Origin of the sequence: Devosia sp. Root635 (genome assembly GCF_001427605.1) — a bacterium.
GTDB lineage: Bacteria > Pseudomonadota > Alphaproteobacteria > Rhizobiales > Devosiaceae > Devosia.
Genome location: NZ_LMGZ01000001.1, coordinates 68068 through 93394 on the forward strand (window position 1 = coordinate 68068; position 25327 = coordinate 93394).

Below are 25327 nucleotides of genomic sequence, written 5' to 3' on the forward strand. Positions count from 1 at the left end.
CGCCTCGAACCACGAGGGCGTGGCAGGGTGCTTGCTACTCCAGCTCGTCCAGGGCTCCCTGCTCTTCTGCGCTCAGCTCCGTCTCCACCACTCGCCGCCGGCGTCCAACCACGAACAGCGTGCCCAAACCCGCCAGCAGCAATACCGGCGCGGCGATCCACAGCAGGATGGTATGGCTGTTCACGCGCGGATTGAGCAGCACATATTCGCCGTAGCGGTCGACGAGATATTGCCGCACCGCTTCGTCGCTGTCCCCTGCCACCAGCCGTTCGCGCACCAGCACGCGCAAATCCCTGGCGAGATCGGCATCGCTGTCGTCGATGGACTGGTTCTGGCAGACGAGGCACCGCAGGCCGGCGGAAATGTCGCGGGCGCGCTGCTCCAGCACCGGGTCCGGCAGCACTTCGTCAGGGCTCAGTGCCATGACCGGCGTCGCGAGGCAGAAGGCTAGCAGGAGGGCGCGGAGCCAGATCATTCCGCAGCCTGCGCAGCGGATTTGGCGGCTCGGCGCGGTGCGCCCACGCGCAGCTTGCGATCGGTGAGCGACAAAAACCCGGCGCAGGCCATCAGGATGGCACCGAGCCAGATCAGGGTGATGTACGGCTTGTGCCAGACACGGACGACATGGGTATTGTCCAGCGGTTCGCCGAGCTGGAGATAGAGCTGGGAAAAGCCATAGGTCTCTATGGCCGCTTCGGTGGTGGGCATGCCGGAGGCGACATAGGTCCGCCGGTCGGCCAGCATCTGGCGCGTGCCGCCATCGGGCGCGGTGACGGTGAAGTGGCCCTCGTCGGACAGGTAGTTCGGCCCCTCCACGGTGTCGAAGCGGTCGAAGGCGATGGTATAGCCGGATAGCTCGGTGCTTTCGCCCGGATTGAGCGTGGTGACCCGTTCGGTCTCCCAGGCCGAGGTGGCGACGATGCCGAGCACGGTGATGCCGATGCCGAAATGGGCGATGGCGGTGGACCAGGCCGAGCGCGGCAGGCCGATCAGCCGGCGACCGCTTTCGGCCAGCGGAATGCGGCCGAGCTTGCTGCGATCGACCAGTTCGGCAATGGCGCCGAAGGCAACCCAGAAGCCGAGCAGCAGCCCGAGCGGGGCCAGCGAGACCGCGATGCCGCTGAGCGCCGAAATCAGGATCGTGACAAAGATGGCCAGAGCCGCGGCGCCGATCAGTCTTTGCGCCGCGCTAACGATATCGGCGCGCTTCCAGGCCAGCAGCGGCCCGAAGGGCAGCACCAGCAGCAGCGGCGCCATCAGCGTGCCAAAGGTGAGATTGAAGAAAGGCGCACCCACCGAGATGGTGGTGCCGGCCAGCGCGTCTAGCAGCAGCGGATAGAGCGTGCCGACCAGCACCGCACCGACGGCCGTCGCCAGGAACAGGTTGTTGAGGATCAGCGCCCCTTCGCGGCTGACCGGCGCAAACAGCCCGCCCTGCCGCAACGAGGCGGCGCGGAAGGCGAAGAGCGCAAAGGCCCCGCCAATGACCAGCGCCAAGAGCGTCAGGATGACCAGCCCGCGCGTGGGATCGCTGGCGAAGGTGTGGACCGAGGTCAGGATGCCCGAGCGCACCAGGAAGGTGCCAAGCAGCGAGAGCGAGAAGGTGATGATGGAGAGAAAGACCGTCCAGATCTTGAGCGCATTGCGCTTTTCCATCACCAGCGCCGAATGCAGCAAAGCGGTGCCGGCCAGCCAGGGCATGAAGCTGGCATTTTCCACCGGATCCCAGAACCACCAACCGCCCCAGCCGAGTTCGTAATAGGCCCAGTAGGAGCCCATGGCGATGCCCAGGGTCAGGAAAGTCCAGCTCAGCATGGTCCAGGGCCGTACCCAGCGCGCCCAGGCTTGATCGATGCGGCCGGAAACCAGCGCGGCAATGGCGAAGGAAAAGCAGATCGAGAAGCCGACATAGCCGGCATAGAGCAGCGGCGGATGGATGGCGAGGCCGATATCCTGCAGCACCGGATTGAGGTCATTGCCCTCGATGGGCGCCGGGATCAGCCGGGCAAAGGGGTTCGAGGTGAAGATGGTGAAGCCAGCAAAAGCTGATGTCAGCAGGCTTTGCGTCGCCAGCACCAGCGCCAGCAGGTCATGCGGGAGCTTTCGTCCGAACGTAGCCACCATGGCGCCAAAGGCGACGAGGATGAAGATCCACAGGACCATAGAGCCCTCGTGATTGCCCCAGACGCCGGAAATCTTGAAGATCAGCGGCTTCAGCGAATGCGAATTGTTGGCCGCCAGCAGCAGGCTGAAATCGGAGGTGACGAAGGCCTGGATCAGCGCCGCGAAGGCGACAGCAATAAGGATGAATTGCAGCACGGCGCCCTGGCTCAGCACCAGCGCGATACGCTGGCCCGAACGCCAGAAGGCAAAGCCGCCAACGGCCGAGACCGTGGCGATGGCAAAAGCCAGGATGAGGGCAAAGTGACCGAGTTCGATGCTCATGCTTAACCTCTCCCTTCGGGGGAGAGGTCGACCCTCTTGGGTCGGGTGAGGGGGCCTTTCCCCCGCACCGCACCCAGTAAAGGCCCCCTCACCCGACGCTGACGCGCCGACCTCTCCCCCAAAGGGAGGGGTGAAGGGAGACAAAGCCGAACACCCAGGTTCATCACTCCCCGCCCTCCGGCCGCCATTCGCCACTGGCTTTCAGGGCTTCGACGACCTCCTTGGGGATATAGTTCTCGTCATGCTTGGCCAGGACATTGGTGGCCATGAACGTCCCGTCCGGCCCCAGGCTCCCCTCGGCCACCACGCCCTGCCCTTCGCGGAACAGGTCGGGCAATATGCCGGTATAGCGGGCGGCGATATCCCTGGCCCCGTCGGTAACGGTAAAGCTGTTGTCCTGCCCCTGGCGCACCCACGACCCATCCTTGACCAGACCACCCAGGCGGATCGGCGTGCCCGCGGCAACTTCGCGGGCGACAACGTCGGAGGGCGAATAGAAGAACACGATCTGGTCGCGCAGGGCCACCAGCACCAGCGTCGTCGCCAGCGCCACGACCACCGCGAGGCCGGCAATGACGGCCAGCCGCTTCTGCTTGCGCGACCAACCCTGCTTGCGGATTGTGGAAGGCATGGTCATGGCTGGGCTCCATTGAGAGTCAGGCCGGCGCCCAGCGCCAGCGTATCGAGATCGCCCCGATCGAAGGCCTGCGGATAGGACGCCACGGCGGCGTCATAGGCAGCCTGGGCGCTGTCGGTATCATCGAGCACCAGATAGGCGCGCACGAGCTGCGTCCATTCGGCAATGCTGCCGCCCTCGGCGGCGAGCCGGTCGGCCAGGCCGCCGACCATCTGGCCGATCATTTCGGCTTCCTGCGCATTGGCCGGAGCAACGCCGCCATTCTGCGCCACGGCCAGCCCCTGCTGCGCTGCCGGCAGCCAGGGCTCGTCCCCCTTGGACAAAGCCAGCGCCGCCTGCCAGGCCGCTGCGGCAGCCGGGTAATCCCCGGCGCGGGTCAGATCGGCGGCGATATAGAGCCGCGACAGCACATGGTTGGGGTCCGATGCCGCGGCCGCCCGCAGCAGGTCCATGGCTTCCGCCGACCCGGCGCCGTCGGCGCCCAGCATCAGCGCTTCGGCAAGGCTGGTCTGCAGGTCCGCCGTCGGCTCGCCCAGTTCCATCATCCGGCGATAGGCCCGTGCCGCATCGGCATAGCGGCCCATTTCGAGATAGGCGGGCGCGATGACGGTCCAGCCGCGCAAATCGTCGGGATTGGCGGTGAGCTGCGCCTCGATACGGGCAATGGCCGCATCGAGGTCGATCTGCTGGGCCATGGCATCGTCACGCCCGGCCAGCGGCTGGCTCGGCAGGTCCGGGCTGCCCAGCATGGCATAGAGCCCCAGCGCCAACACGGCGATCCCGCCAAGGCCCGCCAGCAGCGGCATCCGGCCAAGCCCATGCGGGGGTGCGACCATCCGCCCGGCCTCGGCCTTGAGTCGCAGGATTTCGCGCGCCAGCTCACCCCGCGCCGCTACTGCTTCGGGCTCGCCCAGCTTGCCGGCAGCGACATCGGCGTCGATCCCGGCCAGCACCAGGCGAAAATGACTGTTGGCATCGTCCAATTCGGGGGCTGCTGCGTTGACCGCACGCGGGCCCGCTGCGTAAAAAAGTGCAGCGCATGCAATGGCGGTAACAGCGATGGCGATGAACCAGAAGAGCATGGGGCCCGAATGCTTGACGCCGGCGCGCGGCAAGATGGCGTCATCTATAAGCCCAATACGGCGAAAAACCACCAAAACACGAGATCGTGGGGCGGACGCATTGCCACAGGCGCGCATTGCCGCATGAGTGAGACCCGTGCCGATTTTGTCATTATCGGATCGACACCCCTCGCCCGGCTGGTCGCGGGATTGCTGGCGTCGGTGCATGGCAAAAGCGTGGTGTTTTCCGGTGAAAGCCAGTCTGGATACCGCCTGCCGCGTGCCATCGACCTGTCGGTCGCCCCGATCACCCGCCCCGAAACCTGGGGTCTGCTCAAGGCCGGCCTGCCCGAGGCGCTGAAGCTGCTATCGCGCATCGGCGGACGCGGCGCCTGGTCGCGCGTCGATCCGATCTTCTTCTCCGAGGCGGCGGCGGGCAAGGAAGCCCTGGCCCATATCCGCCACATGGCGCTGGCCTTCGGCCATGCCGCCGAGCTGGTGCCCGCCAGCGCCATCGGGCCCGGCCGCAGCGGCCTGCTGCTGCGCGATGCGGTGCTGCTGCATCGGCCAACGCTGGAAGCGGGCCTCGATCGGTGGCTGGACCAGCACGGCGTGCGCCGCTGCGGCGAGAGCGAGACGCTGACAGTGCGCAGCAGCGGCAGCGCGGAACTGGTTTCCGGAGCGGATCGCATCGAAATCGAACAAGCCGTGCTGGCCGACGATGCCGCCGTCATCGACCATGTTCCCGGCCCGCTCTGGCCCGCTTTGCTGACCCGTCACGTAACGAGTACGATCTTCACCGAACCGACGCGCCCCATTGCCGCCACGGTGATGCACCGGCTCGATACCGGCCTCACGCTGGTTCAGCAGCCCGGGCGCGGCATCGCCGCCATCGGCCCGGGCGCCATCGATCCCTTCGCCGCCGCCCTTGGAACCTTGCTGGGCCGGGAGCGGGAATTTCGGCAGGCGGGCCAATCGAGCTACGAAGCCCTGGTCACCGTGGACGCGGCCCCGGCCGTTGGCCGGCTGCGCGGCAGCGGTCCGGACATATTGGCTGGCCTCGGCCCCAGCGGAGCCTTTCTGGCGCCCGCCATCGCGCGCTGGCTCTGCGGCAAGGCCGACCCGGCCGAAAACGCCTGGCTCGGCGCCCGGCTGGTGGACCGCAGGGCAGCGCCGTCGGCCGTCGCCGAATATGGGTGCGCGGCATGAGGAGCCAGCCCGGCCGCCTCGGCATTGAGCGTCAGCATCACCTGCAAGGCAGCGCCATAGACCGCGACCGCCCGTTGCAATTCAGGCTGGATGGCCGGATCGTTTCCGGCTTTGCCGGCGATACCGTGCTGAGCGCCGCACTGGCATCGGGCATCGATGCCGCGGGGCGGCGCGACGGGGTGGCGCTGGCGCTCTCGGCGCGGCATGCGCCGGCCATTACCTTTGCAGCATTGGCGGGCGACCACCAGCGCGCCCTGCCGATGGAACGAACGCTCGCCACCAATGGCGCCGACTATCTCACCACGGCACAAAAGGTCGGGGGCAATCTTGTTGCGCGCCTGCTGCGGCGTGGCGGACGTTCGCTCGATATCGATCTCGACCGATCCGATGCGCTGGCGCGGCCCTGGCTGGGCACCCCGGCGGCGGCTGGGCCAGAAGCCGATCTCGTCGTGGTCGGCGGCGGTGTTGCCGGTCTTTCGGCTGCCCTGGCCGGCGCCAGGCGCGGCCTGCGGGTGGTCCTGGCCGAGGCAACGCCGCTGCTCGGCGGCAAGGCCCGCCTGTTCGGCACGCAGGACGGCGAGGAAACGCCCGACGCGGCCATTGCCCGCCTGACCGCCGCCGTAGCCAAAACCGATGCCATCACCGTGCTCACGTCCGCCGAGGCTTTTGCCCTGCGTCCCGGCGTGGTGCGGCTGCATCAGGTCGAAATGCCCGACGGCACGCCGACCGGGCGGGTCATCGACATACACGCGCCCCATATTGTGCTGGCCACCGGGGCGCTGGAGCGTCTGCCGCTGTTTCCGGGCAACCGGCTGCCCGGCGTCATCGGAGCGCTCGATGCGTTCGAGCTTGCGCAGCTCTATGGCCTGTGGCCGGGCTCGTCCGCCCTCGTCGCCACCGGCAGCAGCCCCGCCTACCGGCTGGCCATGCTGCTCACCGATGCCGGCATCACCGTGCCGCGCATCATCGATTCGCGGCCGCATCCGCAGTCGCGCTTCATCGAATTCTCCAAGGCCTACGGCATTACGCTGGCCGCGGGCACCATCGTCGCGTCGGCCACCCCGGCGCGCCGAGGCAATGGCGTCGTCGCCATGCCGAAATTGTCGATGGAGGGATTTTCACGCACCGAGCCGGCATTGCCGGTGGACCGGCTCGTGGTCTGCGGCGGCTGGCAGCCGGATTTGACCCTGTGGCATATGGCGGGCGGGGAGAGCGCCTGGAATGCCGGCGGCATGCGCCTCGAAGGGCGTGGCGGTCCAGAGGGAACGGTGCTCGCCGGCAGTGCCGCCGGCTGGGTCAGCCGCAGCGCCTGCCTCGCCAGCGGCGGTGATGCCGTCGATGTGCTGCTCGGTCGCCATCGCCGGCTGGTCGAGGACCGATTGATCGACCCCATTTACGAGACGCCCGATGCCCCCGCTTCGGTGGGAGACGAGCCCGACGAGGCGGCCCAGCCGGTCTTTCTCGATGGCGGCTGGCGCCATATCCAGCGTCCGCGCCGCGTCGTTTCGCGCTGGCCGGCCTGGCTGCCCTTCGCGCCGAAGCCGCCGGGATGGTCGCTCGCCGATACGCCGCAGCCGCTGGATATCGCCGACATCGCCGCAGGCGTGCAGCTCGGCGCCATTCCGGCCACCAGCGCCGGCATCGTAGCGCAGGAGCGTGTGGCCATGGTCGTCATCGAGAGCGATCAGCCCGATGAAACCGCGCACCCCGCCGGCCCCCTGCCCCTGCCGCCGCCCTGGCTCGCCGCCCGCTATGCCGGCGCCACGCTCTGGCTGGCCGTGCCCGACGATGCGCGAACCCTCGATGCCGGCGCGCTGATCCACACCAATGCCGACGAAACCGACCCGCTCAAGGCCATCGGTGTCATAGTGCGGATCGTCAACGGCACTGCCGTCGCTCTCGTCGACGGCAGTGCCGGCCAAAGCGCCAGCGTCCGCGAACCCGGCCGTGCCGTGGGTATCCGGCTGGTGGAGCCGTATCGGGCCTAGCTGCGCCGTTCGGCGGCTGCGCGAGCGCGCTTCAGCGTTTCGGCATATTCGGGATTGAAGCGGACTTCGGCCATCTTGATGCCGGCATCGAGCCGCGCGCCGATCACCGCGTCGGCCGGATGCTGGCGGATCAGGTCGAGATTGCGCTGCAGATGAACTTCCAGCGCCTGTCCGATCTGGCTCCAGGCCTGCTCGAACAGGGCGTTGAGCGCCAGCGAGTCGCGGCATTCGCGGATCGTCGCCAGCAGATAGACGCCGTTGATGGCGGCCAGTATCCGGTCATTGTCGAGCCGGTCGCTGCCTTCGCGGCCACGGCGCATGGCCTGGTTGAGGTCGGCGACCACGTCGCGCAGGCGGGGCTCGATGCGGTCCGATACCTGCTTGGTGATGGCCGAGAGCACCATGGCCCAGCGGCTGCCACGGGCAAATTCGATATAGCCGGTCAGCGACCGCACCAGCCGGTGGAAGCGCTCGAGGCTGCGGCAGACGAGGTCGATATCGGCGAAGGCGCCCATCGGCTGCAGGATGTGAATCTGGTTCTGCGCATGGGCCAGGATGGCGTCGACTACCGGGCTGAAGCCCATGCGGATCACGGCAACTTCGGTGGCATTGCCCGACAGCTTGATGATGGTAGTGATGAGCCGCGTCGGATTGGCGATATGCCCGAGGGCGGCGTGAAATAGCAGCGAAGCCAGCGCCGGATCCTTCAAGGGCATGGATTGCAAGGCCACGCCCAGGGCGCCGTCTTCGCCTATGGCGTTGACGGCCTTACCGAAAGCCTGGGCCTTGGCAAGCAAGGCCCGGCTGCGCAAGGCCATCATGATGGCCGGCAGAGCATCGCGGGCCTCGGTGCTGCCGAGGGCAGCGCGCAGGCGCCGATCCTTCTCCTGATCTCCGGCGGCTGCGGCCAGGGCGTCCTTCATGCGGGTCAGTATGTCGGGCAGCACGACTTCGAGGTCTTTGGCCAGGAAATTGCCGTTGGCAACGCCCTCGGCAGAGATCAGGTCGGGGCAGAGATCGCGGTAGACCCAGGTCCAGCCGGCTTCCGCATAGGCGCGCGATACCGAGCCGGCAAAAGGAAACGGCACCGGGTCCTGCACCAGGATCACATCGATGACGCCGGCGAACGGACGCGCGGGGGTGCGCCCAGTCCGGCGGGGCGCGGCGGAGGCCGGCATTTCACTCTGATTGGCGGCTTGGGACATCAACGCAGCGGGTCTGGAAAACGAATTCGTCCCCAAACCCTATAGCGCGTTGGTAAACAATCCTTATCCGGGAAGACCGCGAACTCTATCAGGCGGCGCCCTGCACCACGGCCCAGTTGCCGTTCTGCTCGCGGCAGGCGGTGCCCTTCTTCACATAGTCCTGGCCGTTGGCCTTGACCGTGTGGGTAAAGTCGCGGCAGTCGAGATTGTTGACGCGGACATAGGGGCCCACGGCCACCGTGCCGGTCGTGCCCCTGTCGCCGGCCCACTGGCGCGGTGCGCCGGGGCGACCGAACTGCAAAGCGTAGAACTGGGCGCTGTTGGCTTCGGCCGAATCCTTGGCCGTCATGATCGCCAGGGCCGCCGGGTCGACGAAGCCATTGGCGACGCTGGTGGTCAGCAGAGCCTGTTGCGTCGTCTGCGCCGGCGTCGCCACCAGCGGCTGCGGCGTCACCGGCGTCATCACCACCGGGGCCTGCGCCACCTGGGTCGGACCGGTACTGGCACAGCCGGCAAGGGTCAAGGCAAGCAGCGGCGCGGCGATTAGGGCGATGCGGTTCATGTGCAAAAATCTCGTGGTCGTTTGTAATGGCTCTTGTTGTCGTAATGCGGCGAAAGTGCGTCAGGTTGCGTTTGGCCTGGCCATGGCGCCAAGACGTGCCGTTGGTAGCCGCAATTCCACCAGCAGTCCGCCCAGCGCCGAACGTTTGAGCGCCAGGCTGCCACCATAGACATCCACCAGTTCCTTGACGATATCGAGCCCCAGGCCGCTACCGGGCGTTTTCTCGTCCAGCCTGACACCACGGCGCAACACTTTCTGCGCGTCTTGCTCGGACAGGCCGGGGCCGTTGTCGTCGATGCGGATCAGCAACATGGTGCCGGTGTCGCTGCGCTCGGCGTCGAGCCGCACGCCCACCTGCCCCTTTGACCATTTGCAGGCATTGTCGAGCAGGTTGCCCGCCATTTCCTCCAGATCGGCCTCATCGCCGCGGAACCATGGCAATGATGCGTCGGGGCGCTGGAAAGCGATGGTGCAGTCGGGGTTGATCTTGCGCATGACCCGCGTCAGCCGCAGCATGATCATGGTGGCATCGGCCTTCTTGCCCACCACCGAGGTCCGGGCCGCCAGTCGCGCGCGCTCGAGATAGGTCGCGACCATGGTGCTCATCTTCTCGCTCTCGGCGACCACCACGTCGGCCAGCGCACCCTTTTTCGCGGCCGCCTCGTTGCGCAGCACGGCGATGGGGGTCTTGAGCCCATGGGCAAGATTGCCGACCTGGTTGCGCGCCCGCTCGATGATCTGCGCATTGGAGCGCAGCAATTCGTTGACCTCCTCGGCCAGCGGCGCGATCTCGCGGGGATAGGTGCCGGCAATCGCGACACTCTCACCCTCGCGCACGCTTTCGATGGCGGCGCTGAGCCGGTCGATGGGCCGCATGGCGAAGCGCGCCACGATGGCGCTCATGATCGCCAGCATCACTCCCACCGCGCCCAGCACGATAAAGGCCTGTCCGCGGAAATTGCCCACCAGCTCAAGGATTTCACTGAGATTGCCGGTGACCACGATCTGATAGGTGGTCGGCGCCAGCGTCACCGCGCGCTCCACCACGCGCATGCGCGTGCCGAATACGTCGTCCATGATGGCCGTGCGCCGGCCCCGCGCATCGGCGGCGCCGGTCATGTCGGGAAGGTCGATGCCGACCACCGAGGTCGAGAGGTTGTAGAGCGTGCCGTCGGCATCGCGGATGGCCCAGTACCAGCCCGAGCGCGGCCGGTCGAAGCGCGGATCGCTGAGGGCGATATCGGCGCTCGACGGATCGCCCGCCTCCAGCAGGGCCCCAGCCAGGCTCTCGACATGGAATTCGAGCGTGTCCGACAGCGACGTATCGAGCGCCCGCGAATAGAGATCGGTCAGCAGAAAGCCGGTCGCCACCAGCGCCAGGATCAGCCAGCCCGCCGACAGCCAGAACAATGATGCCGCGATGGAGCCCTTACGCATGATCTTGCGCCGGACTGAAAGCCCCTCCCCCTTGAGGGGAGGGGTTGGGGTGGGGGTGTCGCGCTATCCGATGGCATCTCGTCGCATGGAAAACTCGACACCCCCACCCAAGCCCTCCCCTCAAGGGGGAGGGAATGGCGCAGTGGGTGTTGAAAGCGTAGAGCAAAATCAGTCTTCCGCGATCTGATAACCCAGCCCGCGCACCGTCTGGATACAATCCTCGGGCAGCTTCTTGCGCAGCCGGCCGACAAACACTTCGATCGTGTTGCTGTCGCGATCGAAATCCTGGTCGTAAAGATGCTCGGTCAGTTCCGTCCGCGAGATGACCTTGCCCTTGTGGTGCATGAGATAGCTCAACAGCCGCAATTCGTGGCTGGTCAGTTTCACCGACTGGCCATCGACCGTCACCTTGCCCGAGCGCGCATCGAGCCGCACCGCACCGGCCACGATCTCGTTGGAGGCGAGCCCGGCCGCGCGGCGCACCAGGGCGCGGATGCGCGCCAGCACTTCCTCCATGTGGAACGGCTTGGCGACATAATCATCGGCGCCGGCATCGATCCCCTGCACCTTGTCGCTCCAGCGATCGCGCGCCGTGAGCAGCAGCACCGGAGTCGTCTTGTCGGCGCGCCGCCATTCTTCCAGCACCGAGAGCCCGTCCATCTGCGGCAGCCCGATATCGAGCACGATGGCGTCATAGGGTTCGGTGTCGCCGAGGAAATGTCCCTCCTCGCCGTCAAAGGCCACGTCGACCGCATAACCGGCCTCGGTCAGGGCTTCCTTGAGCTGCCGGTTGAGATTGGTATCGTCTTCGACAACGAGAATACGCATTGCAGGCCCCCGCTACGTCTATGCGTTACTGCGCGCTCAGAACCAGGTTCTGCGCTTCCCCCTCGGGAGTCAGCACGCCGATAATATAGACGAGCCCGCCGCCTTCGTCACATACCTGAACGGAAAGGATTTCCGCGCTGCCATCGACGCCGGCCGAAGCCAGCACCGCATCGAGCGACATGATCTGGCCGGACGACACCGCATCCTGGATCTGGCGCTTGTCGAGGCACGCCTGCGCATGGGCCGCCCCAGTCGAGGCAAGGCCAACCGCCAGTGCGACAGCGATCGATGCGAGGAAATTTGAGGTCAAGGTTTTCATGACAGCAACTTAGGAGGCTGTTGCTGAATGGGACATGAATAAGGCAGGAGCGCCAGTCCGAGGCGTATCAACGGATCAGAAATGATGCTCTATCCCCGCCTGTTTCATAACGGCATTGGCCGTGTGCCGAGATAGCGAGCCCCTGTCCACCGTGAACGTGCGATCGGTAATTGGGCTATACCAGATCTCGTGATCGCCTTGCCCTGGCGACGATACTCACAGCCGGCGGCTTTCAGGGCTTCCACGATCTGTCGATAGAGGCCCTGGCCCATTAATGCGCGCGAGCCGCGTCGAGACGGAATTGGGACTGGATGCACACGTCGATCAGATCGCCGGGGTGGCTGCCGTCTTCGATGAGATGGGCGTTGTCTTCGAGAAGTTCGGGGGCAACGGCCAGAACGCGTTCCAGCAGTTCATCAAGGCTTGCTGCCTCTGTGACCAAGCCCGGAATATCATCGCTTGTGGCAACCCAAACGCCCGCTTCATTGTCCCACTGGGCAATGACGAGAAGCTTTTTCGTGTCGGCTCCTAGGTTCTGGCGAGTTCAAGCACGAATATATCGTTAGAACAAGACGCCTGAACAACGGGTGAAACATGGCAGTGTTTCGCCCGCGTTGTCCCTGTTCCTACACCTTCCCCAAATCCCCCTTCAGCCCCTTGCGCAGGAACAGCACCGCCAGTGCTTCCATGATCAGATGTCCAGCCGAAGCACCATCGAGCGCCGGCAAGTCCACGCCCAGCATCTGTGCCAGCCCCGCCAGCAGCATGAAGGCGGCGACGATATAGGTCTTGTAGCCGTTCAGAATATCCATGATCGTTCTCCAGAGTGTGATCGTGTTGATCGGTGCCGTCGTTCCGGCTGCATCGAGAGCAGCCGCCCGCACTGTTGCCACGCGGGCGGTCCAGCCCTTGCCGAAAGTGGCAAAGGTCGGCAGGCGATTGAGGAAGGCCAGGCGCCGGTCGCAGAGTGCGCCGATGAGCGCGCCGAGCCCCTTGCGCGCGGCATAAGCTTCCACCGCATCGAGCGTCAGCGGCCCCACCTGCCCGTCTGCCGCCACGTCGAGCTCGGCCTGAAGCGTGCGAATGGCCCGATCGGGGCCCGAATTGACCGCGAAGTCGAACAGCGCCAGGTCGAGCCCGGTGGGCAATTGCCCGGCCTGGCAGCGGTCCCAATAGCTGGCGCGATAGATCTTCGCCGCCTCGGGCCTTTGCAAGTCCATCACCGCGCTCTTGGGCAGTTTCCACCACGGCGAGACCAGGCGCCAGCGCGCCAGCGTCTTGTGGGTGATGCCCATATTGGTGGCGCCACCGGGATCGGACGGATGGTCAGCATAGCCGCCCTCCTGCCGCAGCACCGCGTCGAGGCAGATATCGAACCGGCTTCTAGCCATGAAATTCCCCCTGCGCGGCATGGCCTTGGCCTAGCACCGCGCTCAATTGCGCCACGGTGAAATCGAATGCGGCCGGCAGCACGCCGAAATCGGCTACCTGCTCAGCGCTTGAATAGGCCGCCGAGGGCAGGCCGGTTTCCAGCACCCGCACCGCCGCCGCGCCATCGAAGATCGTCACACGATAGCGCTCGGGCACATGCTCCATCGGCGCATCGGCCACGCCCCAGCCATCGCCATCGGCCCGGCTGCGCCGCACCCAGCGCAAGCCGATATCGCCGCTGCCGTCCCGCTCCGCCCGCAGATGCACCGGCGCCAGCGGCAAAGCCGGCCCCAGCCCGGCCTCGACCGAAAGGCTTGTGCCCTCGATATCGGTCGCCCCGGCATAGATGCGGAAGTCCCGCATCTCCCCCAGCAGTCCCGGCTCCACCGGCAGCGTCACCGCCCGCGAATCCGGCACCATCACGCGCGCGCCCATGGCAGCGGCCCCAACCGGAGTGCCCTCCAATCCGCGCAACAACCGGCGCAGTCGATAGCGCCCGGACGAGACCAGCTCGGCCTCGGCAAAGCCGATCACCTCCCAGCCACCGCCATCGGTCTCGATCGCCAGCCGGTTGCTGCCCGAGAGCACGGCCAGCGGTTCGACCGAGGCCAGGTGCCCGGCCAGCAACGTCACCTCCACCACATTGCCCTCGTCCCAGATCGCCACCGGTCCCGGCAGCAATGGCGTCGCCATCGCGCCCAGGAACCCGCGCCGCGGCAGGGTCGCAGCCACGGCGCCGGTCGTGTCGTCCACCAGTTGCACGCTGCCCGGCCAGGGTTGCGCATAGGCGGCAGCCATCAGCCGGGACCGCGTCGCATCGCCCGGCAGCGGCGGCAGATGCGCCACTGTCACCACCGGCAGCGCCCGCACCTGCGCCCCTCCCCCTGAGGCCAGCGGCCTGTCGATACCGGTCGCGACGGCCGTATCCGCCGGCAGGGTTCTCGCCGTCACTTTCCGCATCAGCCCGTCGCGGATTTCGCCGATCTCGAACGGCCCCTCGGCCAGCCCGTCAATCTCGGTGACATCGCCCGGCTCCAGCGCCAGCGCCGAAGGTGGCAGGCTGAAATCGAGCACCTCGCGCTGCGTGCTGCGGCCATCGAGCATCCGCTCCGCCGCCAGCCGCGCGGCCGAGGCATCGAGCGTCATCGCACTCGTCTCGCCCGCCAGCGGCCCATTGCCGCCATTCAGCGCCGTTACCGTGCCGATCAGGTAATCCCGTTCGCGGTCGAGATAGGTCAGCGCCAGCCGCCCCGGCGTCTCGGCCGGGTCGCCCCGCCGGCGCGCCACAATCGCCCCCTCACCCGCTGCCAACTCCTCCGCATCGAGCACCACGGCCTGGGCATGGCGGCTCACGCCGAGATGCAGCCCATCCGCGCCGCTGCGCAGGCTGAGCCCCGTCGCCGCCAGCAGCGGCTCCAGCGCCTCGCGTGCGGTGGTTGCCGTGCCCAGCACCAGCCCACCCACTAGCGGCGCAGCTGCTTCGGCGCTCAGGGCCACGCCATGATCGGCGGCGATGGCACTGGCGAGTTCATCGCTGGCCATGCCGCCCAGCCGCCCGGTCAGCCAGTGCCCGTTGCGATGGTTGGGACCGTCGGCCCATACATCACTCAGCGCCGGAAAGGCCGGATAGGGCCGCGCATCCCAGGTCCACAGATACATCCGCTCCATGTCGACCATGCCGGCCGGATTGTTGGCCGGATCGCCCCACCAGGCCCGGTGCGCCCGCAACACCTGCCGCTGGATCAGCGGATCGGGTGTGCCCGCCGAAAAATACGGAAGCCCGCTTTCGGCGCTCTTGGGATCGCCGAAGATATTGGGCTGGTTCGCCCCCTTGTCGACCGCGCCACAGCCCAGCTCAGTGAAAACCACCGGCTTCGAACCCGGTATCCAGGCCGTTGGACTGCCATTGCGCACGCCGCCCGGCCGGTCATGATGGGCTTGGCTCCACCAGTTGCGGATGTCCTTGAAGCGCCACACCCAGGGCTCGCCATAAGCGCCGTCGGTAATTGGCGTCCGCACCTGCGCCTGCCGGTCGGCGTCGCTGGCATAGAACCAGTCGAACCCCTCGCCCCCGGCGACATTGCCCATCAGATAGTCGAGGTCATAACCTGCCGCCGAGGCACCCGCGTCCGCATGTCCATGCCCGTCCCGCCAATCGGCCAGCGGCATATAATTGTCTATGCCCACCGCGTCGATATTGGCCGCGGCCCAGAGCGGATCGAGATGAAAGAATTTCTCGCCGCCCCCCGGCTGATAGCCCGAATATTCGCTCCAGTCCGCGGCATAGGTCAGCCTTGTCCCCTCGCCCACCACCGCTCGCACGTCATCGGCCAGCGCCACCAGCGCCGACACGAACGGAAAGCTGTTCCCCACGCCGCGCACAGTCGTCAGCCCGACCATTTCCGAGCCGATGAGCAGCGTATCGACACCCCCGGCCGCCACCGCGAGCCCGGCATAATGCAGCGCCATCTGCCGATAGGCCGCGGCAAATGTCGCCACCTGCGCCGCCGCTGCCGCCGACTGGTCGGGCGACCCCGGCTGTCCCGGTGCCGGATAGCAGGTGATGCGTCCGCGCCACGGATAAGCCGCCTGCTCGCTGCCCCCATGCGGGTCGGGCAGGCCATTGCCCCCGGCCACATCCATCATCACCATGGGATAGAGCGTTACCCCCAGCCCGCGCGCCTTGAGGTCGGCAATCGCCGCCAGCACCGCCGCATCCGACGGCGTGCCGCCATAGGCTGCCCCGCCGCCGTGGCTCGACACGACAGGCACGTCGCCGCGCCCGAGCCCCATGACGCTCCACTCGGCGCCCAGCACGGTCCGCTCCGCCGCCTCGACCCGCGGTCCGATGGCGCAATGCCCGCAGCGCAGGTCATCGCCGAACCAGGCCACGACAAGTGCCACATGTTCGAGATTGGGGCACAGCGCCACCAGCTCGTCGATCGACGCCGTCCAGTCGCTCACCGATGACGACACGTGGGTATTCTCACCCGCCGTCTGCCCCGGCCCGACAATGCGCACCCGCGGGGTGGGGTCATAGCCGAATTCGGTGGCGCCGGGGATTGCCGTCACCGCGCGAATACTCGGCTCCAGGTCGCCCACCACCCGGCACAATTCCACGCTCAGATGCGGAATGCGGTTGCCGAAGCGATTGAGCGGCAATTGCTCGACCACCAGGTAGCACAGCCCGCGATATCCAGGCGCTACACCCTGCGTGGCCTCGATCAGCCCGTCCGGCAACTGGTCCTCGGTGCCGCGATAAAAGCGCAGCGCCAGTCCGGTCGTATCGAGCAATTGCCCATCCGCCCAGATGCGCCCCAGCCGCTGCACCTCGCCCTCGCAGAAGGCCACGGCGAAGCTGGCGCCGACCACATCCTGGTCCGGCTCCTGCCCAAAGCCCTTGGCCCCGCCATTCTCTACCGCCAGCAGTTCCAGCTCCCGCGCCCAGATGATGTTGCCCGATAGCCGGCTCCAGCCATAAAGCCGCGGCACCGCGCCGCCCTCGCTCGATCCCTGCAGCCGGATATCACCGCCGGCCGCCGGTGCCCGCTGCTCCCCGAACAACATGCTATCAACCGCGCTCCCGGCCAGCGCACCAAGCGCCCGCCCGACCGTCGCACCCAGCGGCCCGCCCACGAAGCCGCCAACAAATTGCCCGGCAAGGGAAAGCGCGAGAGTGGCCATGTGTGTTTCCTTTCTTCACCTCTCCCTTGGGGGAGAGGTCGACCCTCTTGGGTCGGGTGAGGGGGCCTTTCTTGATGCGGTGCGAGGGGAAGGCCCCCTCACCCGGCGCTAACGCGCCGACCTCTCCCCCAAAGCGAGAGGTGGAAACCGAAACCGCGCCGACACCCGCCTTACCCAGGCTTCGGTCAAATTCGCCTCGACCACGCCCAGCCGTTCCTGGGCATGGATGAACCGCTCCGGCCCCACCAGGATCCCGCAATGCTTGGCGTCGACCATGCCGCCGAGCCGAAACAGCACCACCTGTCCCGCGGCCATCGGCCCATTCTCCGCCACCAGCAGCCTCTCCGCCGCCCGCCGCAGCGCTCCGGCATTGCCCGGGTCGCGCATATCCGCCCGGTAGGCCGGCATTGCCATCGGCTCGGCGCCATAAAGCGCCCGCCACACGCCGCGCAGCAACCCCAGGCAATCGCACCCCGCCCCAGCCAGCGACGCCTGGTGCCGATAGGGCGTATCGAGAAATTCCCGCGCCGCCGCCACGATTTCGGCGCTCATTTCACCACCGCCCGCCCATCCAGCGCATCACCATTGCGCGGATGGCGCAGCACGAAATCGCTGCCCGGAATATGCGGAAAGCCGCGGAAATTGACCGCATTGGCGAACTTGTCCCGGCAGCTGGCAAACCGCCGGTCGCACCCGGCCGTCACTTCGAGCGTATCGCCCACCGCCACCCGCTGGCCCACCGCCACGCCGAACCCCAGCACATCGCCACCCATGCCGCGCTGATGGCTCACCACCCCGTCGCGCAGCCCGCTCCGCTGCCCATCGGTCCACTCCGCGCTGCCGAAACCGAACCAGCCCTCCTCGAACCCACCCAGCCCCGCCACCACGACACGATGGTCGTCGTCCATCGCCGTCACCGTGGCAAAGCCCCGATAGGCCGTGCCCGCCAGGCCCACACCGCATCGGGCATCGCCCACCACGGCGTCGCACAGCCCCTGGTAAAGCCGCCCGCGTGTCGCATTCAGCCCCTGCTGCGCCGAGCGCAGTTCCGCCCGGAACACATTGTCTTCACGGATGATTTCGCCAATCGCATCGCTGCGCAGTTTCACCCGCTGGCTCACATCGACCCAGTTGACCCGCCAAGTCTCCACGTCGGCCCCGTCGTAGCGCCCGAGCAGGATGTCGTCCTCGCTGATCGCCTCGGCATGGAGCACGCCCAGCACCTCCGATGTCTCCACCTGCGCCCCCAGCCGCGCCGGCACCTCGCCGCCATCGAGGCCATGCGCCGGCACGAAATCCACGCCGCCGAAGCTCAGCACACGATCATGGTCGGTGAAGCCCAGCACCACGCCATCCCTCCGCACCAGCTTCCAGCAGGTGGCCAGCGTCGTCTCGCTTTGCGCTAGATGCGCCGCGAGCCCGATATCCAGTGTCCTCATGGCAATATCTCCACCAGCGGAATGGCAGGCGCCTCGGCCCCGTCGAAGCTGGTCAGTTCCACATCCAGCCGATCGGTATCGAATCGAACAGGCACATCGAACAGAAACCCCGCCGTTACCTCGGCCCCATCATCTGGCGCCGCCGCAAACGTCACGACGCCCGTCGTCACATCCACCGCCCAGCCGCTCCCCAGTTCCACCCCCGCCACCGCCACCTTCACGCTCCCCGAAACCGGCCTTGTGATCGGCCGCAGATAGGGGTCGAACGCCGCGCCATAGCGCTTGCTCAGCTGAAACGCGGTCCTGCTGCCGTCCCCGGCGCCAATCACCTGGTCCAGCGCATCAGGCACCGCGCCACCGCTGGAAAAATCCAGCCCGTCGCGCCACAAAAACCCATGCAGCCGCCCGCGCCTCTCCTCGAAAAACGCCAGCACCGCCTGCATATCGGCCCGCGACTTCACGCCATAGCCGGCATTGTACCGTCGCCGCGAATGCTGCCACCGCCCATTGCGCTGCTCGCGGCCGGACGCCAATGTGACCACATCGGTCCTGCGCTCCGGGCCGCCGCGCGCGCCGAGAGCGACGTCGAGGGGGAAGCGAACTGGATGAAAAGCCATCTTTCTACTCTCTCGTTTTGGCACTGAAGCGCGCGGAGATTCAGGTCAGGCCGAGTCGAAAGGGGCAGGCTTCGAGAACCGGAGCGCAGCGTACTTTTGGGTACGTGAGCACCGGAAGCGCAGAAGCCTGCCGCTTGCAGGCCGGCATCACCTGAATGTCAAGCGCTGCGCGTCCCGCGCTTCACCGCCCTTAACAGCATCGCGCTGATCTCCGCTTCGCTCGCCGCAAAGCTCCGCGCGTCGCTCGCCGTCACGTTGAACGTCACCTGCACCGCCCCGCCGCCGCCTGCCACGCCCAGCCGACCGTCGGGGCCGCGGGCCAGAGGCATGATCGCCTCCGGCCCCGCTTCCCCCGCCAGGCCATGCCCCGTCCCCAGCGGAAAGTAGCTCGGCGTTGCGATCACCCCGCCCTTGGCGAATGGTGTCACCGTGCCGAGCGCCGGATTGCTTCCGGCAAACAGATTCCCCACCAGCCCGCCCACCAGGTCGCCCAGCGGCTTGAATGCGGCCTTGAGCGCGATATCGGCGAAGCCGCGCGCAATATCGCCCAGTACCGATTTGAGCGACTTGCCCTCCAGCAGCGCCCCGCGGAACCCGGCGCTGATCGAGCGCGCCACGCCGTCGGCCAGGTGTTCGATGCGTTCCAGCTCAACCGACACGCTGTCCAGCTCGTCGCGAAAGCCGTCGGGAAAAAGCTCATCGTCCATCAGGAAAACGCTCCATCAATCCATTGAGGTCGTCGCGGCCCAATGGCCCGCTCCGGTCCCCCATCACCGCCCCCCAGGCTGCCGCCAGTTCGCGCGGCGTCATGCGCCAGAATTCCTTTGGCGGCAGCCGCAGCACGCCCAGCCCAAACGCCATCGCCGCCGCCCAGGGAAACGGCGTCATGCCGCCTCTCCAAACGTCGCCCGGAGCAGCCGCGCGGCAATCTCGGCCGCGCCCTTGAGCCCGCCCTCAATGCTCAGCCGCGCCAGGTCGTCGTCGCTCACCGCATTGCCGCCGCCGCGCAAACCTGCCCCCAGGATCGCCGTCAAATCCCGCGCCGAAACCCGGCCGCTGGAAAACCGCTCGGCCAGCCCCACCAGATCGCCCGCCTGCAGCCGCGCCTCCAGCTCGGCCAGCGCCCCCAGCGTCAGGCAGAGCACCCGCGCCTCGCCGCCGATGATTGCTTCGATTTCCCCGCGTTGGGTGATGGCCATGTGTTTCTCCTAGATCGCCGTGAACGTCATTTCCCCGGCGCTTTCCAACGCCAGGTCGAACGTCACTTCCCCGGCATGGTCCGCCGCGAATTCCAGCGCCACGATCTGGAACGGCCCCGCCACCGTCCCGAAATCGGGAATAATGAGCTGCCAGTTGCGGATGGTTCCGGCAAAGAACAGCGAGCGCACCTGCGCGTCCGACGAGGTGTCCTTGAAAACGCCTGCCCCACTCACCGAGGCGCGCTTCACCCCACCGCCCGCCAGCAATTCCCGCCAGCGCCCGGCGCTTTCCTGGTCGGTCGTGTCCACCGTCGCGGCGTTGAACGCCAATGCCCGCGTGCGCAGACCCGCCACGGTGAGAAAGCTCCCCGACCCGGTCTGGTCGAGCTTGAGCAGCATATTCTTTCCGCTCTGAGCGGCCATGTGTTTCGCCTTTCAAGTTGGGCACCGAACAGGCCCATGAGTGGAGACCACCCTCCCCTTGAGGGGAGGGAAGCGAGATAGGGCTTTGCGTCAGCTAAGTCCGTTGAATCGAGCAGGGCGGGGGTGTCGATCTATCCGCGGGACACTGGGTTGCGGGACGTCCGACACCCCCACCCCAACCCCTCCCCTCAAGGGGGAGGGGCTAAGAAGTCTCGCTGAAAAACCGCAGCGCCACCGCCGCCCGCGCCAGCCCGGTATTCCTGTCGATCACCGTCTCCGTCCGCAGATGCTGGCGATGCGTCACCACGATGTCGGCCGCCACCAACGCCGTCGCCACCATCACCACACGCTCGGCCATATCCAGCGCCCGCTTGCGGCTGGGCTGGTCGCCCCAGCAATGCAGCAGCAGCCGGTGTTCCTGGCCTGGCGCGGCATCGCCATCGCGCTGAATCATGTCGTGCCGGGCGATCACCACATAGGGTGCTGGCCGGCCGTTGGGCGCGGCATCGAACACGCCATCGGCGCCCACGATCGCCACCAAAGCCGCGTCCCCCTTGAGCGCCGTCACCAGCGCCCCCTGCAATTCACTGATCGGATGCACCGCCCTACCCCGTGAAACTGGTTTCGCTGCAGGCGCAGCTCAGATAGGCCCGCCGCCCATTGAGATCGGCGGCGCTCACCACATCCAGGTTTCGTCCGCGATAGATGATGCGGTCGCCCGGCTTCACATCATTGCGAAACCGCACCACGACCGAATGCGAGATTTCCACCGCCCGCCCATCGGCGCTGGTGCCCTGCCGCCCGGTCAGCGAACGCACCCGCGCCCACAGGCTCGTCACCGGCACGAAGAGCGCGACATGCCCGCCTTCGGCCTCGCCGGTCATTTCCCGGCGCTTGAGCTGTACGCGGTCGGTCATCGTGCCGATCGGCGGCACCCGCTCGCTCACAGCCGCACCCGCTTGTAGCCGCCCACCAGGCGCTCGAAGCCCGAAGGCACCACCGCGCCCGATCCGGCCACGATCACCGCGTCGCGATGCTCGAACCAATAGCCGATCAGCATGAGCAGCCCCTGGCGCAGGTCGGCCGGCACGTCTTCCGGCTCGGTCCCGAACCCGGCGACATAGTCGATCTCGATGCCCTGCCGCTCCCGCAAACCCGGCATCCCGGCCACGTCCGCCGGCAACAACAACCGGTCCGGCTCGCTCAAAAACTGCGCCAGCGGCACGTCATGCGCCGCCCCGTCCGCGTCATGGGCGGTGATTTCCGTCACCGCCATGAACGGCGTCACCGGCAATTTCACCTGCCGGTCCACCGGCCAGCCGTCGAGCACCACGCGCCAGCTCTGCGCCAGCAGCGCCCGCGCCGTCACACCCTCGACATGCAGCCGCGCCGCCCCGATCAGGGTGGTAATCAGCCCGTCCTCGGCCGTGTCGTCCACCTTGAGAAAAGCCTTGGCCTCGACAAGCGAAACCGGCTCCTCCGCGGGCCCCGCGAGAAGGTAGGAAGTCATTGTTTTGCTTTCTGGTTGTTGGTGGCTGCCGTTGCTACCGCACCCCCGATGTCATCCCGGCCTTGAGCCGGGATCCATCCCGAGATCGCCCCACAGCCGCGAGGTGGGGCGATGTGACGGCGCGTGGGTGGAGGGCACGCCGCGAAGTAGGATCCGTCAGCCTGAGTCAGATAGAGTGGAGCACCGGAGCGGAGCGGAGCGTACTCTAGGTACGTGAGCACCGGAGCGCAGGCGCTCCGCTCTAGCTGGCCAGGATCACGGCTCCTACGAAGCGGCGAACTTCAGCAGCTTGATCGCGTCGTAATCCGCGATCCCACCGCCGACCCTTTTCGTCGTATAGAACAGCACATAGGGCTTGCTGCTGAACGGGTCGCGCAGCACGCTCACGCCCTGGCGATCCACGATCAGGTAGCCCCGGCGGAAATCGCCAAAGGCCATCGACAGCGAATTGGCCGCAATATTCGGCATGTCCTCGGCCTCGACCAGGTCGAAGCCCATGAACCGGGCCTTGCCATCCGCCGTCAGCGCCGGCTGCCACAGATAGTTGCCATCGGCATCCTTGAGCTTGCGCAGCGTGCCCTGCACCTTGCGGTTCATCACCCAGCTCGCATTCTGGCGGTAGCCGGCCTTGAGCGCATAGACCAGGTCGATCAGCACGTCGCTGGCATTGCTGACCGGCAGGGCGCCGGCCGCGCCGGTGGCGACATAGCCCAGCTTGCCCCATTCCCAGCTCCCTTCGGCCACCGTGGTCGCCGCCAGGAACCCGGTCGGCTTGTTGGTGCCGTTGCCGGTCACGAAAGCCGTGGTTTCCTGCGCCGCGAAGGCCGCATTGACCTCGTCGGCGATCCACTGGCCCACATCCACCGCCGCATCGTCGAGAAAGGCCGAGGTGGCCGCCGGCATGGCGTAGAGTTCAGTGGTCGGATAGCTCAGCTCGGCCAGCGTCTGGCTGTTGGTGGTCGGGCGCGAAGCCGTCTCCCCCACCCAGCCGGTGGCCGGGCCGGTCACCGAGATCGGCCGCTTATAGACCGAGCCCGACACCTGCCGCACGCCCGCAATGGCGCGGATCGGCGATACCGCCGTCATCAGCCTGGTGATCTCAGTCTCGGTCTCTCCCGGCACCACATAGCCGCCATCGGCATTGACGCCGATGGAGAGCGCCTTCTCCTCGCCGCGCTTCACATAGGCGGAAAAGGCTTCCTTGTATTCGCCATCGGCCTGCGCCGCCTTGCCGTCCAGCAGCGGGCGGGCGCGCTCCACCAGCACGCGGTCCATCGCCGCCTTCTGCCCGTCGAGCACGGCGTTGAGCCGCTCGATCTTGCCCTCGATCAGCCCATCGGCCGAACCGCGCTTCTCGATCTGCTTGATGCGCTCGTCGTTGCTGGCCTTGAATTCCTCGAAGGCACGCGAAAATTCGGCAAAGAGCGCGCCAACGTCGCTCCCTGCGCCGGCCTTGGTTTCAAGGCCGTCACTGGTCATGTCCATGCATCTGTCCTTATCGGTTGCGGATAGTGTTGGTGGCGGCCACGATGGCGGCGCCGGTCGAATATCCAGAGGGCGCAATCCGCGCGTCCTCCATCATCGGAAAAGTCACGATCGAGATTTCGAACAGGTCGATCGCCCACAGCTTGCGGTGCCCGCTTTCGCGGGTCGCCCGCACCGTGCGAAAGCCGATGGACAGGCCATCCAGCGCCCCGTTCTCGATCAGCCGGCGCAGCGCATCGGCCCGTTCCACGCCCGGCACGAGGCGCCCGGCAACAAAAAGGCCATTGGCATCTTCGCCAATGGCCTCCCAGATACCGACCGGCTCCTTGGGGTCATGCTGGAACAGCAGCCTGATCCGGTCGCGCCGCCGCGCCAGGCTCTTTGCGAACGCCCCCGGCATGACGATGTCGCCGCCACTGTCGAGCCGGTTGAAAATGCTGGCATAGCCCGAAAACCGTCCTTCGGCGTCGATGGGAATGGACTCGGAAAGTTTCTGCATCAGCGCTTGCCCGGCTTGCCCGCCGCCGGCCGCTGCGCCCCCTTGGCGCCGGCCAGCGTTCCCGCCAGGTTCCAGGCAAATTGCCGGAAGGTCTGCTGCGCATTCTCCCGATTCTGCTTGTTGGCCATGGGCTTAGTCATCCTTCCTGAAAAGCCGATTCAAACTTGCGATCTCCTGCACGAAGTCGTTGAAGTGTTGATTCACCTTCGCCATCTCGCGCAGGCTCCACACGAGAAGCGCACTGGCGCCGCTCGCCCACAGGAACAGCGCCAGATGCGCCAGGTCACCCCGCTCGATGACGGTTTTGGTGAGGTCGTCCATGGTTCCTCCGGGCAAAGAAAAAGCCCCCGTGAGGGGGCTGGGAATATTCCAGAATGTTCCGGCCTAGCCTAAAGCTTGCCTCGGACCATCGCGAAAAGCTCCGACAATCCTCCAGCCCGCCTGGTGCGAAAATCCGATGGCGATTGGTTCCAAATCTTCTTCAAGCGGAGATTGGCGTCGGGCTGAGTGAGAATCCAATCCAGAAACTCCGCCAGTTCACGCCGTTCCTCCGGCGACAAACCGCGCACGAGATGGCCGGCCAAAGCCTCGCTCGAACGCCTCGCGCTGTCAGGCGCGTAACGATCAATCCGCGATCAGCAAGTGCTCGATCGGCAGATCGCCAATCAGACGCAGCGCGTTTTCACTGGCGGTCCAAATGCCAGGATTTTCCTCCACCGCGCGCCCATGCCAATATTTGGCCTCGCGTATGCGCCCCATCGCTTCGTAGCATTCGGCGATGCGCATCCCAAGATATCCGGCATCCAGCGACGGATCGCCATCGGCCATGAACAGGTAAACCTCCAACGCATCCTGCCAACGCCGGAGCGTCTTGAGCTGGCTGGCCGAGCGTTCAAAGCGGTTGAAATCATACGGCATAGCGAACCTGTTGGCCTAGTTATTTGAGGATAATATGATAGTTGAAGCCACCATAGTGGAGATTTATGTGGGGACTTTGCCCGCCGAGATACTGTCCCGGCAACAGATCGAAACGCAATATCATGCCATTAGGAAAGATGAATTGCGTCGCGCCTTTCGGGCTGGGTCGAAGTATAGGCGCACCACCACCCAGACTTTCCAGACGAGCCGCTAAATCTGCGACAAGCCGTTTTGGCTGAGCTTGAGCTTGAGCTTGGCTTGAATTGGTTGAGCCATCAACCCACTGCCCACCCTCCGACGTGCCCTTGGGCGCGCGGGGCTGGTCCGGCCGGTACTTGCGCACCAGATCATCAAGCGCGCGCTCGAACCGCCTCTGCGCGATGTGAAGCCGCAAGTCCGCAACTGCGGCCCGCAATTCGAGCGACATTGGC

The 25327-nt window shown here is 66.6% G+C and carries 30 protein-coding genes and 1 pseudogene; 2 read left to right on the top strand and 29 right to left on the bottom strand.

Annotated elements, in window-relative coordinates; all coding sequences use genetic code 11:
* Positions 1-34: 34 nt before the first annotated feature.
* The 4 genes from ASD80_RS00300 to ccmI form a co-directional block, all read right to left on the bottom strand.
* Positions 35-475 (bottom strand): cytochrome c-type biogenesis protein CcmH, encoded by a 441-nt coding sequence (locus ASD80_RS00300; RefSeq protein WP_056227281.1) that lies wholly within the window; start codon positions 473-475, stop codon positions 35-37.
* On the bottom strand, positions 472-2445 hold the full coding sequence (locus tag ASD80_RS00305; protein WP_056227284.1) for a heme lyase CcmF/NrfE family subunit: 1974 nt from the start codon (positions 2443-2445) through the stop codon (positions 472-474). The genes ASD80_RS00300 and ASD80_RS00305 overlap by 4 nt, the downstream gene beginning before the upstream one ends.
* 163 nt (positions 2446-2608) lie before the next feature.
* The gene (gene ccmE, locus ASD80_RS00310) at positions 2609-3082 is read right to left on the bottom strand and encodes a cytochrome c maturation protein CcmE (RefSeq protein WP_056227288.1); all 474 of its coding nucleotides are present in this window, start codon (positions 3080-3082) and stop codon (positions 2609-2611) included.
* A complete protein-coding gene (ccmI, locus tag ASD80_RS00315) occupies positions 3079-4197 on the bottom strand; it encodes a c-type cytochrome biogenesis protein CcmI (protein ID WP_056227291.1) in 1119 nt (372 codons plus the stop codon). Before ccmI ends, ccmE begins: the two co-directional genes overlap by 4 nt.
* Positions 4198-4287: 90 nt before the next feature.
* On the opposite strand from ccmI, the gene ASD80_RS00320 reads away from it, so the two are divergent.
* Positions 4288-5352: a hypothetical protein gene (locus tag ASD80_RS00320; protein ID WP_056227294.1), complete on the top strand. Its 1065-nt coding sequence runs from the start codon at positions 4288-4290 to the stop codon at positions 5350-5352.
* Positions 5349-7340 (top strand): FAD-dependent oxidoreductase, encoded by a 1992-nt coding sequence (locus tag ASD80_RS00325; protein ID WP_156460249.1) that lies wholly within the window; start codon positions 5349-5351, stop codon positions 7338-7340. The genes ASD80_RS00320 and ASD80_RS00325 overlap by 4 nt, the downstream gene beginning before the upstream one ends.
* Here the strand turns inward: ASD80_RS00325 and ASD80_RS00330 are convergent.
* From ASD80_RS00330 to ASD80_RS18665, 25 genes and pseudogenes are all read right to left on the bottom strand, one after another.
* Complete coding sequence (locus ASD80_RS00330; RefSeq protein ID WP_156460250.1) at positions 7337-8518, bottom strand: hypothetical protein; 1182 nt, start codon at positions 8516-8518, stop codon at positions 7337-7339. The two genes, ASD80_RS00325 and ASD80_RS00330, sit on opposite strands and share 4 nt — an antisense overlap.
* 115 nt (positions 8519-8633) lie before the next feature.
* Positions 8634-9107, bottom strand: coding sequence for a hypothetical protein (locus tag ASD80_RS00335; RefSeq protein ID WP_056227303.1), 474 nt, complete (start codon positions 9105-9107; stop codon positions 8634-8636).
* Positions 9108-9167: 60 nt separating this feature from the next.
* Positions 9168-10544, bottom strand: a complete 1377-nt coding sequence (locus tag ASD80_RS00340) for a sensor histidine kinase (protein WP_056227306.1) — start codon at positions 10542-10544, stop codon at positions 9168-9170.
* A 168-nt stretch (positions 10545-10712) separates the two neighbouring features.
* Positions 10713-11372, bottom strand: coding sequence for a response regulator transcription factor (locus ASD80_RS00345; protein ID WP_056227309.1), 660 nt, complete (start codon positions 11370-11372; stop codon positions 10713-10715).
* A gap of 25 nt (positions 11373-11397) precedes the next feature.
* Positions 11398-11691 (bottom strand): hypothetical protein, encoded by a 294-nt coding sequence (locus ASD80_RS00350; protein WP_056227312.1) that lies wholly within the window; start codon positions 11689-11691, stop codon positions 11398-11400.
* Positions 11692-11766: 75 nt separating this feature from the next.
* Positions 11767-11963: pseudogene (locus tag ASD80_RS19010) on the bottom strand (type II toxin-antitoxin system HicA family toxin).
* A complete protein-coding gene (locus ASD80_RS18380) occupies positions 11963-12193 on the bottom strand; it encodes a DUF1902 domain-containing protein (protein WP_082554942.1) in 231 nt (76 codons plus the stop codon). Before ASD80_RS18380 ends, ASD80_RS19010 begins: the two are co-directional and overlap by 1 nt.
* A 124-nt stretch (positions 12194-12317) precedes the next feature.
* Positions 12318-13082 carry a glycoside hydrolase family 108 protein gene (locus ASD80_RS00360; protein WP_056227318.1) on the bottom strand — a complete coding sequence of 255 codons (765 nt, stop codon included), beginning with the start codon at positions 13080-13082 and terminating at the stop codon, positions 12318-12320.
* Positions 13075-16806, bottom strand: coding sequence for a glycoside hydrolase/phage tail family protein (locus ASD80_RS00365; protein ID WP_056227321.1), 3732 nt, complete (start codon positions 16804-16806; stop codon positions 13075-13077). The genes ASD80_RS00360 and ASD80_RS00365 overlap by 8 nt, the downstream gene beginning before the upstream one ends.
* A gap of 108 nt (positions 16807-16914) precedes the next feature.
* Entirely contained in the window at positions 16915-17358 is a 444-nt protein-coding gene (locus ASD80_RS00370; RefSeq protein WP_056227326.1) for an NlpC/P60 family protein, read from the bottom strand.
* Positions 17355-18245: a DUF2163 domain-containing protein gene (locus ASD80_RS00375; RefSeq protein WP_056227329.1), complete on the bottom strand. Its 891-nt coding sequence runs from the start codon at positions 18243-18245 to the stop codon at positions 17355-17357. Before ASD80_RS00375 ends, ASD80_RS00370 begins: the two co-directional genes overlap by 4 nt.
* Positions 18242-18862, bottom strand: coding sequence for a DUF2460 domain-containing protein (locus tag ASD80_RS00380; protein WP_056227332.1), 621 nt, complete (start codon positions 18860-18862; stop codon positions 18242-18244). The genes ASD80_RS00375 and ASD80_RS00380 overlap by 4 nt, the downstream gene beginning before the upstream one ends.
* Positions 18863-19020: 158 nt before the next feature.
* Positions 19021-19569: a phage tail tape measure protein gene (locus ASD80_RS00385; protein WP_056227336.1), complete on the bottom strand. Its 549-nt coding sequence runs from the start codon at positions 19567-19569 to the stop codon at positions 19021-19023.
* Complete coding sequence (locus ASD80_RS00390; protein WP_056227338.1) at positions 19559-19750, bottom strand: rcc01693 family protein; 192 nt, start codon at positions 19748-19750, stop codon at positions 19559-19561. The genes ASD80_RS00385 and ASD80_RS00390 overlap by 11 nt, the downstream gene beginning before the upstream one ends.
* Positions 19747-20061 (bottom strand): gene transfer agent family protein, encoded by a 315-nt coding sequence (locus tag ASD80_RS00395; RefSeq protein WP_056227341.1) that lies wholly within the window; start codon positions 20059-20061, stop codon positions 19747-19749. The genes ASD80_RS00390 and ASD80_RS00395 overlap by 4 nt, the downstream gene beginning before the upstream one ends.
* 9 nt (positions 20062-20070) lie before the next feature.
* Positions 20071-20484, bottom strand: coding sequence for a phage major tail protein, TP901-1 family (locus ASD80_RS00400; protein ID WP_056227344.1), 414 nt, complete (start codon positions 20482-20484; stop codon positions 20071-20073).
* 202 nt (positions 20485-20686) lie between these two features.
* Entirely contained in the window at positions 20687-21085 is a 399-nt protein-coding gene (locus tag ASD80_RS00405; RefSeq protein WP_056227347.1) for a DUF3168 domain-containing protein, read from the bottom strand.
* 4 nt (positions 21086-21089) lie between these two features.
* Positions 21090-21401: a phage head closure protein gene (locus tag ASD80_RS00410; RefSeq protein WP_156460252.1), complete on the bottom strand. Its 312-nt coding sequence runs from the start codon at positions 21399-21401 to the stop codon at positions 21090-21092.
* Positions 21402-21427: 26 nt separating this feature from the next.
* A complete protein-coding gene (locus ASD80_RS00415; RefSeq protein WP_056227352.1) occupies positions 21428-21994 on the bottom strand; it encodes a head-tail connector protein in 567 nt (188 codons plus the stop codon).
* A 264-nt stretch (positions 21995-22258) separates the two neighbouring features.
* Entirely contained in the window at positions 22259-23479 is a 1221-nt protein-coding gene (locus ASD80_RS00420) for a phage major capsid protein (protein ID WP_056227356.1), read from the bottom strand.
* A gap of 10 nt (positions 23480-23489) precedes the next feature.
* Complete coding sequence (locus ASD80_RS00425; RefSeq protein ID WP_056227358.1) at positions 23490-23978, bottom strand: HK97 family phage prohead protease; 489 nt, start codon at positions 23976-23978, stop codon at positions 23490-23492.
* Complete coding sequence (locus tag ASD80_RS19160) at positions 23978-24106, bottom strand: hypothetical protein (RefSeq protein ID WP_274532307.1); 129 nt, start codon at positions 24104-24106, stop codon at positions 23978-23980. Before ASD80_RS19160 ends, ASD80_RS00425 begins: the two co-directional genes overlap by 1 nt.
* Before the next feature lie 4 nt (positions 24107-24110).
* The gene (locus ASD80_RS00430) at positions 24111-24299 is read right to left on the bottom strand and encodes a hypothetical protein (RefSeq protein WP_056227361.1); all 189 of its coding nucleotides are present in this window, start codon (positions 24297-24299) and stop codon (positions 24111-24113) included.
* Positions 24300-24602: 303 nt separating this feature from the next.
* On the bottom strand, positions 24603-24896 hold the full coding sequence (locus tag ASD80_RS00435) for a hypothetical protein (RefSeq protein WP_056227364.1): 294 nt from the start codon (positions 24894-24896) through the stop codon (positions 24603-24605).
* A gap of 19 nt (positions 24897-24915) precedes the next feature.
* On the bottom strand, positions 24916-25323 hold the full coding sequence (locus tag ASD80_RS18665) for a hypothetical protein (RefSeq protein ID WP_156460253.1): 408 nt from the start codon (positions 25321-25323) through the stop codon (positions 24916-24918).
* Positions 25324-25327: the final 4 nt, after the last annotated feature.

Bases quoted from the DNA above. Each gene is read 5' to 3' on its own strand.
- ASD80_RS00430 (WP_056227361.1), bottom strand. From the start codon at position 24,299: ATGGACGACCTCACCAAAACCGTCATCGAGCGGGGTGACCTGGCGCAT.
- ASD80_RS00350 (WP_056227312.1), bottom strand. From the start codon at position 11,691: ATGAAAACCTTGACCTCAAATTTCCTCGCATCGATCGCTGTCGCACTG.
- ASD80_RS00400 (WP_056227344.1), bottom strand. From the start codon at position 20,484: ATGGCCGCTCAGAGCGGAAAGAATATGCTGCTCAAGCTCGACCAGACC.
- ASD80_RS00410 (WP_156460252.1), bottom strand. From the start codon at position 21,401: ATGACCGACCGCGTACAGCTCAAGCGCCGGGAAATGACCGGCGAGGCC.
- ASD80_RS00370 (WP_056227326.1), bottom strand. From the start codon at position 17,358: ATGAGCGCCGAAATCGTGGCGGCGGCGCGGGAATTTCTCGATACGCCC.
- ASD80_RS00380 (WP_056227332.1), bottom strand. From the start codon at position 18,862: ATGGCTTTTCATCCAGTTCGCTTCCCCCTCGACGTCGCTCTCGGCGCG.
- ASD80_RS00395 (WP_056227341.1), bottom strand. From the start codon at position 20,061: ATGGCCATCACCCAACGCGGGGAAATCGAAGCAATCATCGGCGGCGAG.
- ASD80_RS00335 (WP_056227303.1), bottom strand. From the start codon at position 9,107: ATGAACCGCATCGCCCTAATCGCCGCGCCGCTGCTTGCCTTGACCCTT.
- ASD80_RS00420 (WP_056227356.1), bottom strand. From the start codon at position 23,479: ATGGACATGACCAGTGACGGCCTTGAAACCAAGGCCGGCGCAGGGAGC.
- ASD80_RS19160 (WP_274532307.1), bottom strand. From the start codon at position 24,106: ATGGCCAACAAGCAGAATCGGGAGAATGCGCAGCAGACCTTCCGGCAA.
- ASD80_RS00305 (WP_056227284.1), bottom strand. From the start codon at position 2,445: ATGAGCATCGAACTCGGTCACTTTGCCCTCATCCTGGCTTTTGCCATC.
- ASD80_RS00415 (WP_056227352.1), bottom strand. From the start codon at position 21,994: ATGACTTCCTACCTTCTCGCGGGGCCCGCGGAGGAGCCGGTTTCGCTT.
- ASD80_RS00365 (WP_056227321.1), bottom strand. From the start codon at position 16,806: ATGGCCACTCTCGCGCTTTCCCTTGCCGGGCAATTTGTTGGCGGCTTC.
- ASD80_RS00360 (WP_056227318.1), bottom strand. From the start codon at position 13,082: ATGGCTAGAAGCCGGTTCGATATCTGCCTCGACGCGGTGCTGCGGCAG.
- ASD80_RS00435 (WP_056227364.1), bottom strand. From the start codon at position 24,896: ATGCCGTATGATTTCAACCGCTTTGAACGCTCGGCCAGCCAGCTCAAG.
- ASD80_RS00340 (WP_056227306.1), bottom strand. From the start codon at position 10,544: ATGCGTAAGGGCTCCATCGCGGCATCATTGTTCTGGCTGTCGGCGGGC.
- ASD80_RS00325 (WP_156460249.1), top strand. From the start codon at position 5,349: ATGAGGAGCCAGCCCGGCCGCCTCGGCATTGAGCGTCAGCATCACCTG.
- ASD80_RS00345 (WP_056227309.1), bottom strand. From the start codon at position 11,372: ATGCGTATTCTCGTTGTCGAAGACGATACCAATCTCAACCGGCAGCTC.
- ASD80_RS00425 (WP_056227358.1), bottom strand. From the start codon at position 23,978: ATGCAGAAACTTTCCGAGTCCATTCCCATCGACGCCGAAGGACGGTTT.
- ASD80_RS00330 (WP_156460250.1), bottom strand. From the start codon at position 8,518: ATGCCGGCCTCCGCCGCGCCCCGCCGGACTGGGCGCACCCCCGCGCGT.
- ASD80_RS00300 (WP_056227281.1), bottom strand. From the start codon at position 475: ATGATCTGGCTCCGCGCCCTCCTGCTAGCCTTCTGCCTCGCGACGCCG.
- ASD80_RS00390 (WP_056227338.1), bottom strand. From the start codon at position 19,750: ATGACGCCGTTTCCCTGGGCGGCGGCGATGGCGTTTGGGCTGGGCGTG.
- ccmE (WP_056227288.1), bottom strand. From the start codon at position 3,082: ATGACCATGCCTTCCACAATCCGCAAGCAGGGTTGGTCGCGCAAGCAG.
- ASD80_RS00375 (WP_056227329.1), bottom strand. From the start codon at position 18,245: ATGAGGACACTGGATATCGGGCTCGCGGCGCATCTAGCGCAAAGCGAG.
- ASD80_RS18665 (WP_156460253.1), bottom strand. From the start codon at position 25,323: ATGTCGCTCGAATTGCGGGCCGCAGTTGCGGACTTGCGGCTTCACATC.
- ASD80_RS00320 (WP_056227294.1), top strand. From the start codon at position 4,288: ATGAGTGAGACCCGTGCCGATTTTGTCATTATCGGATCGACACCCCTC.
- ASD80_RS00385 (WP_056227336.1), bottom strand. From the start codon at position 19,569: ATGGACGATGAGCTTTTTCCCGACGGCTTTCGCGACGAGCTGGACAGC.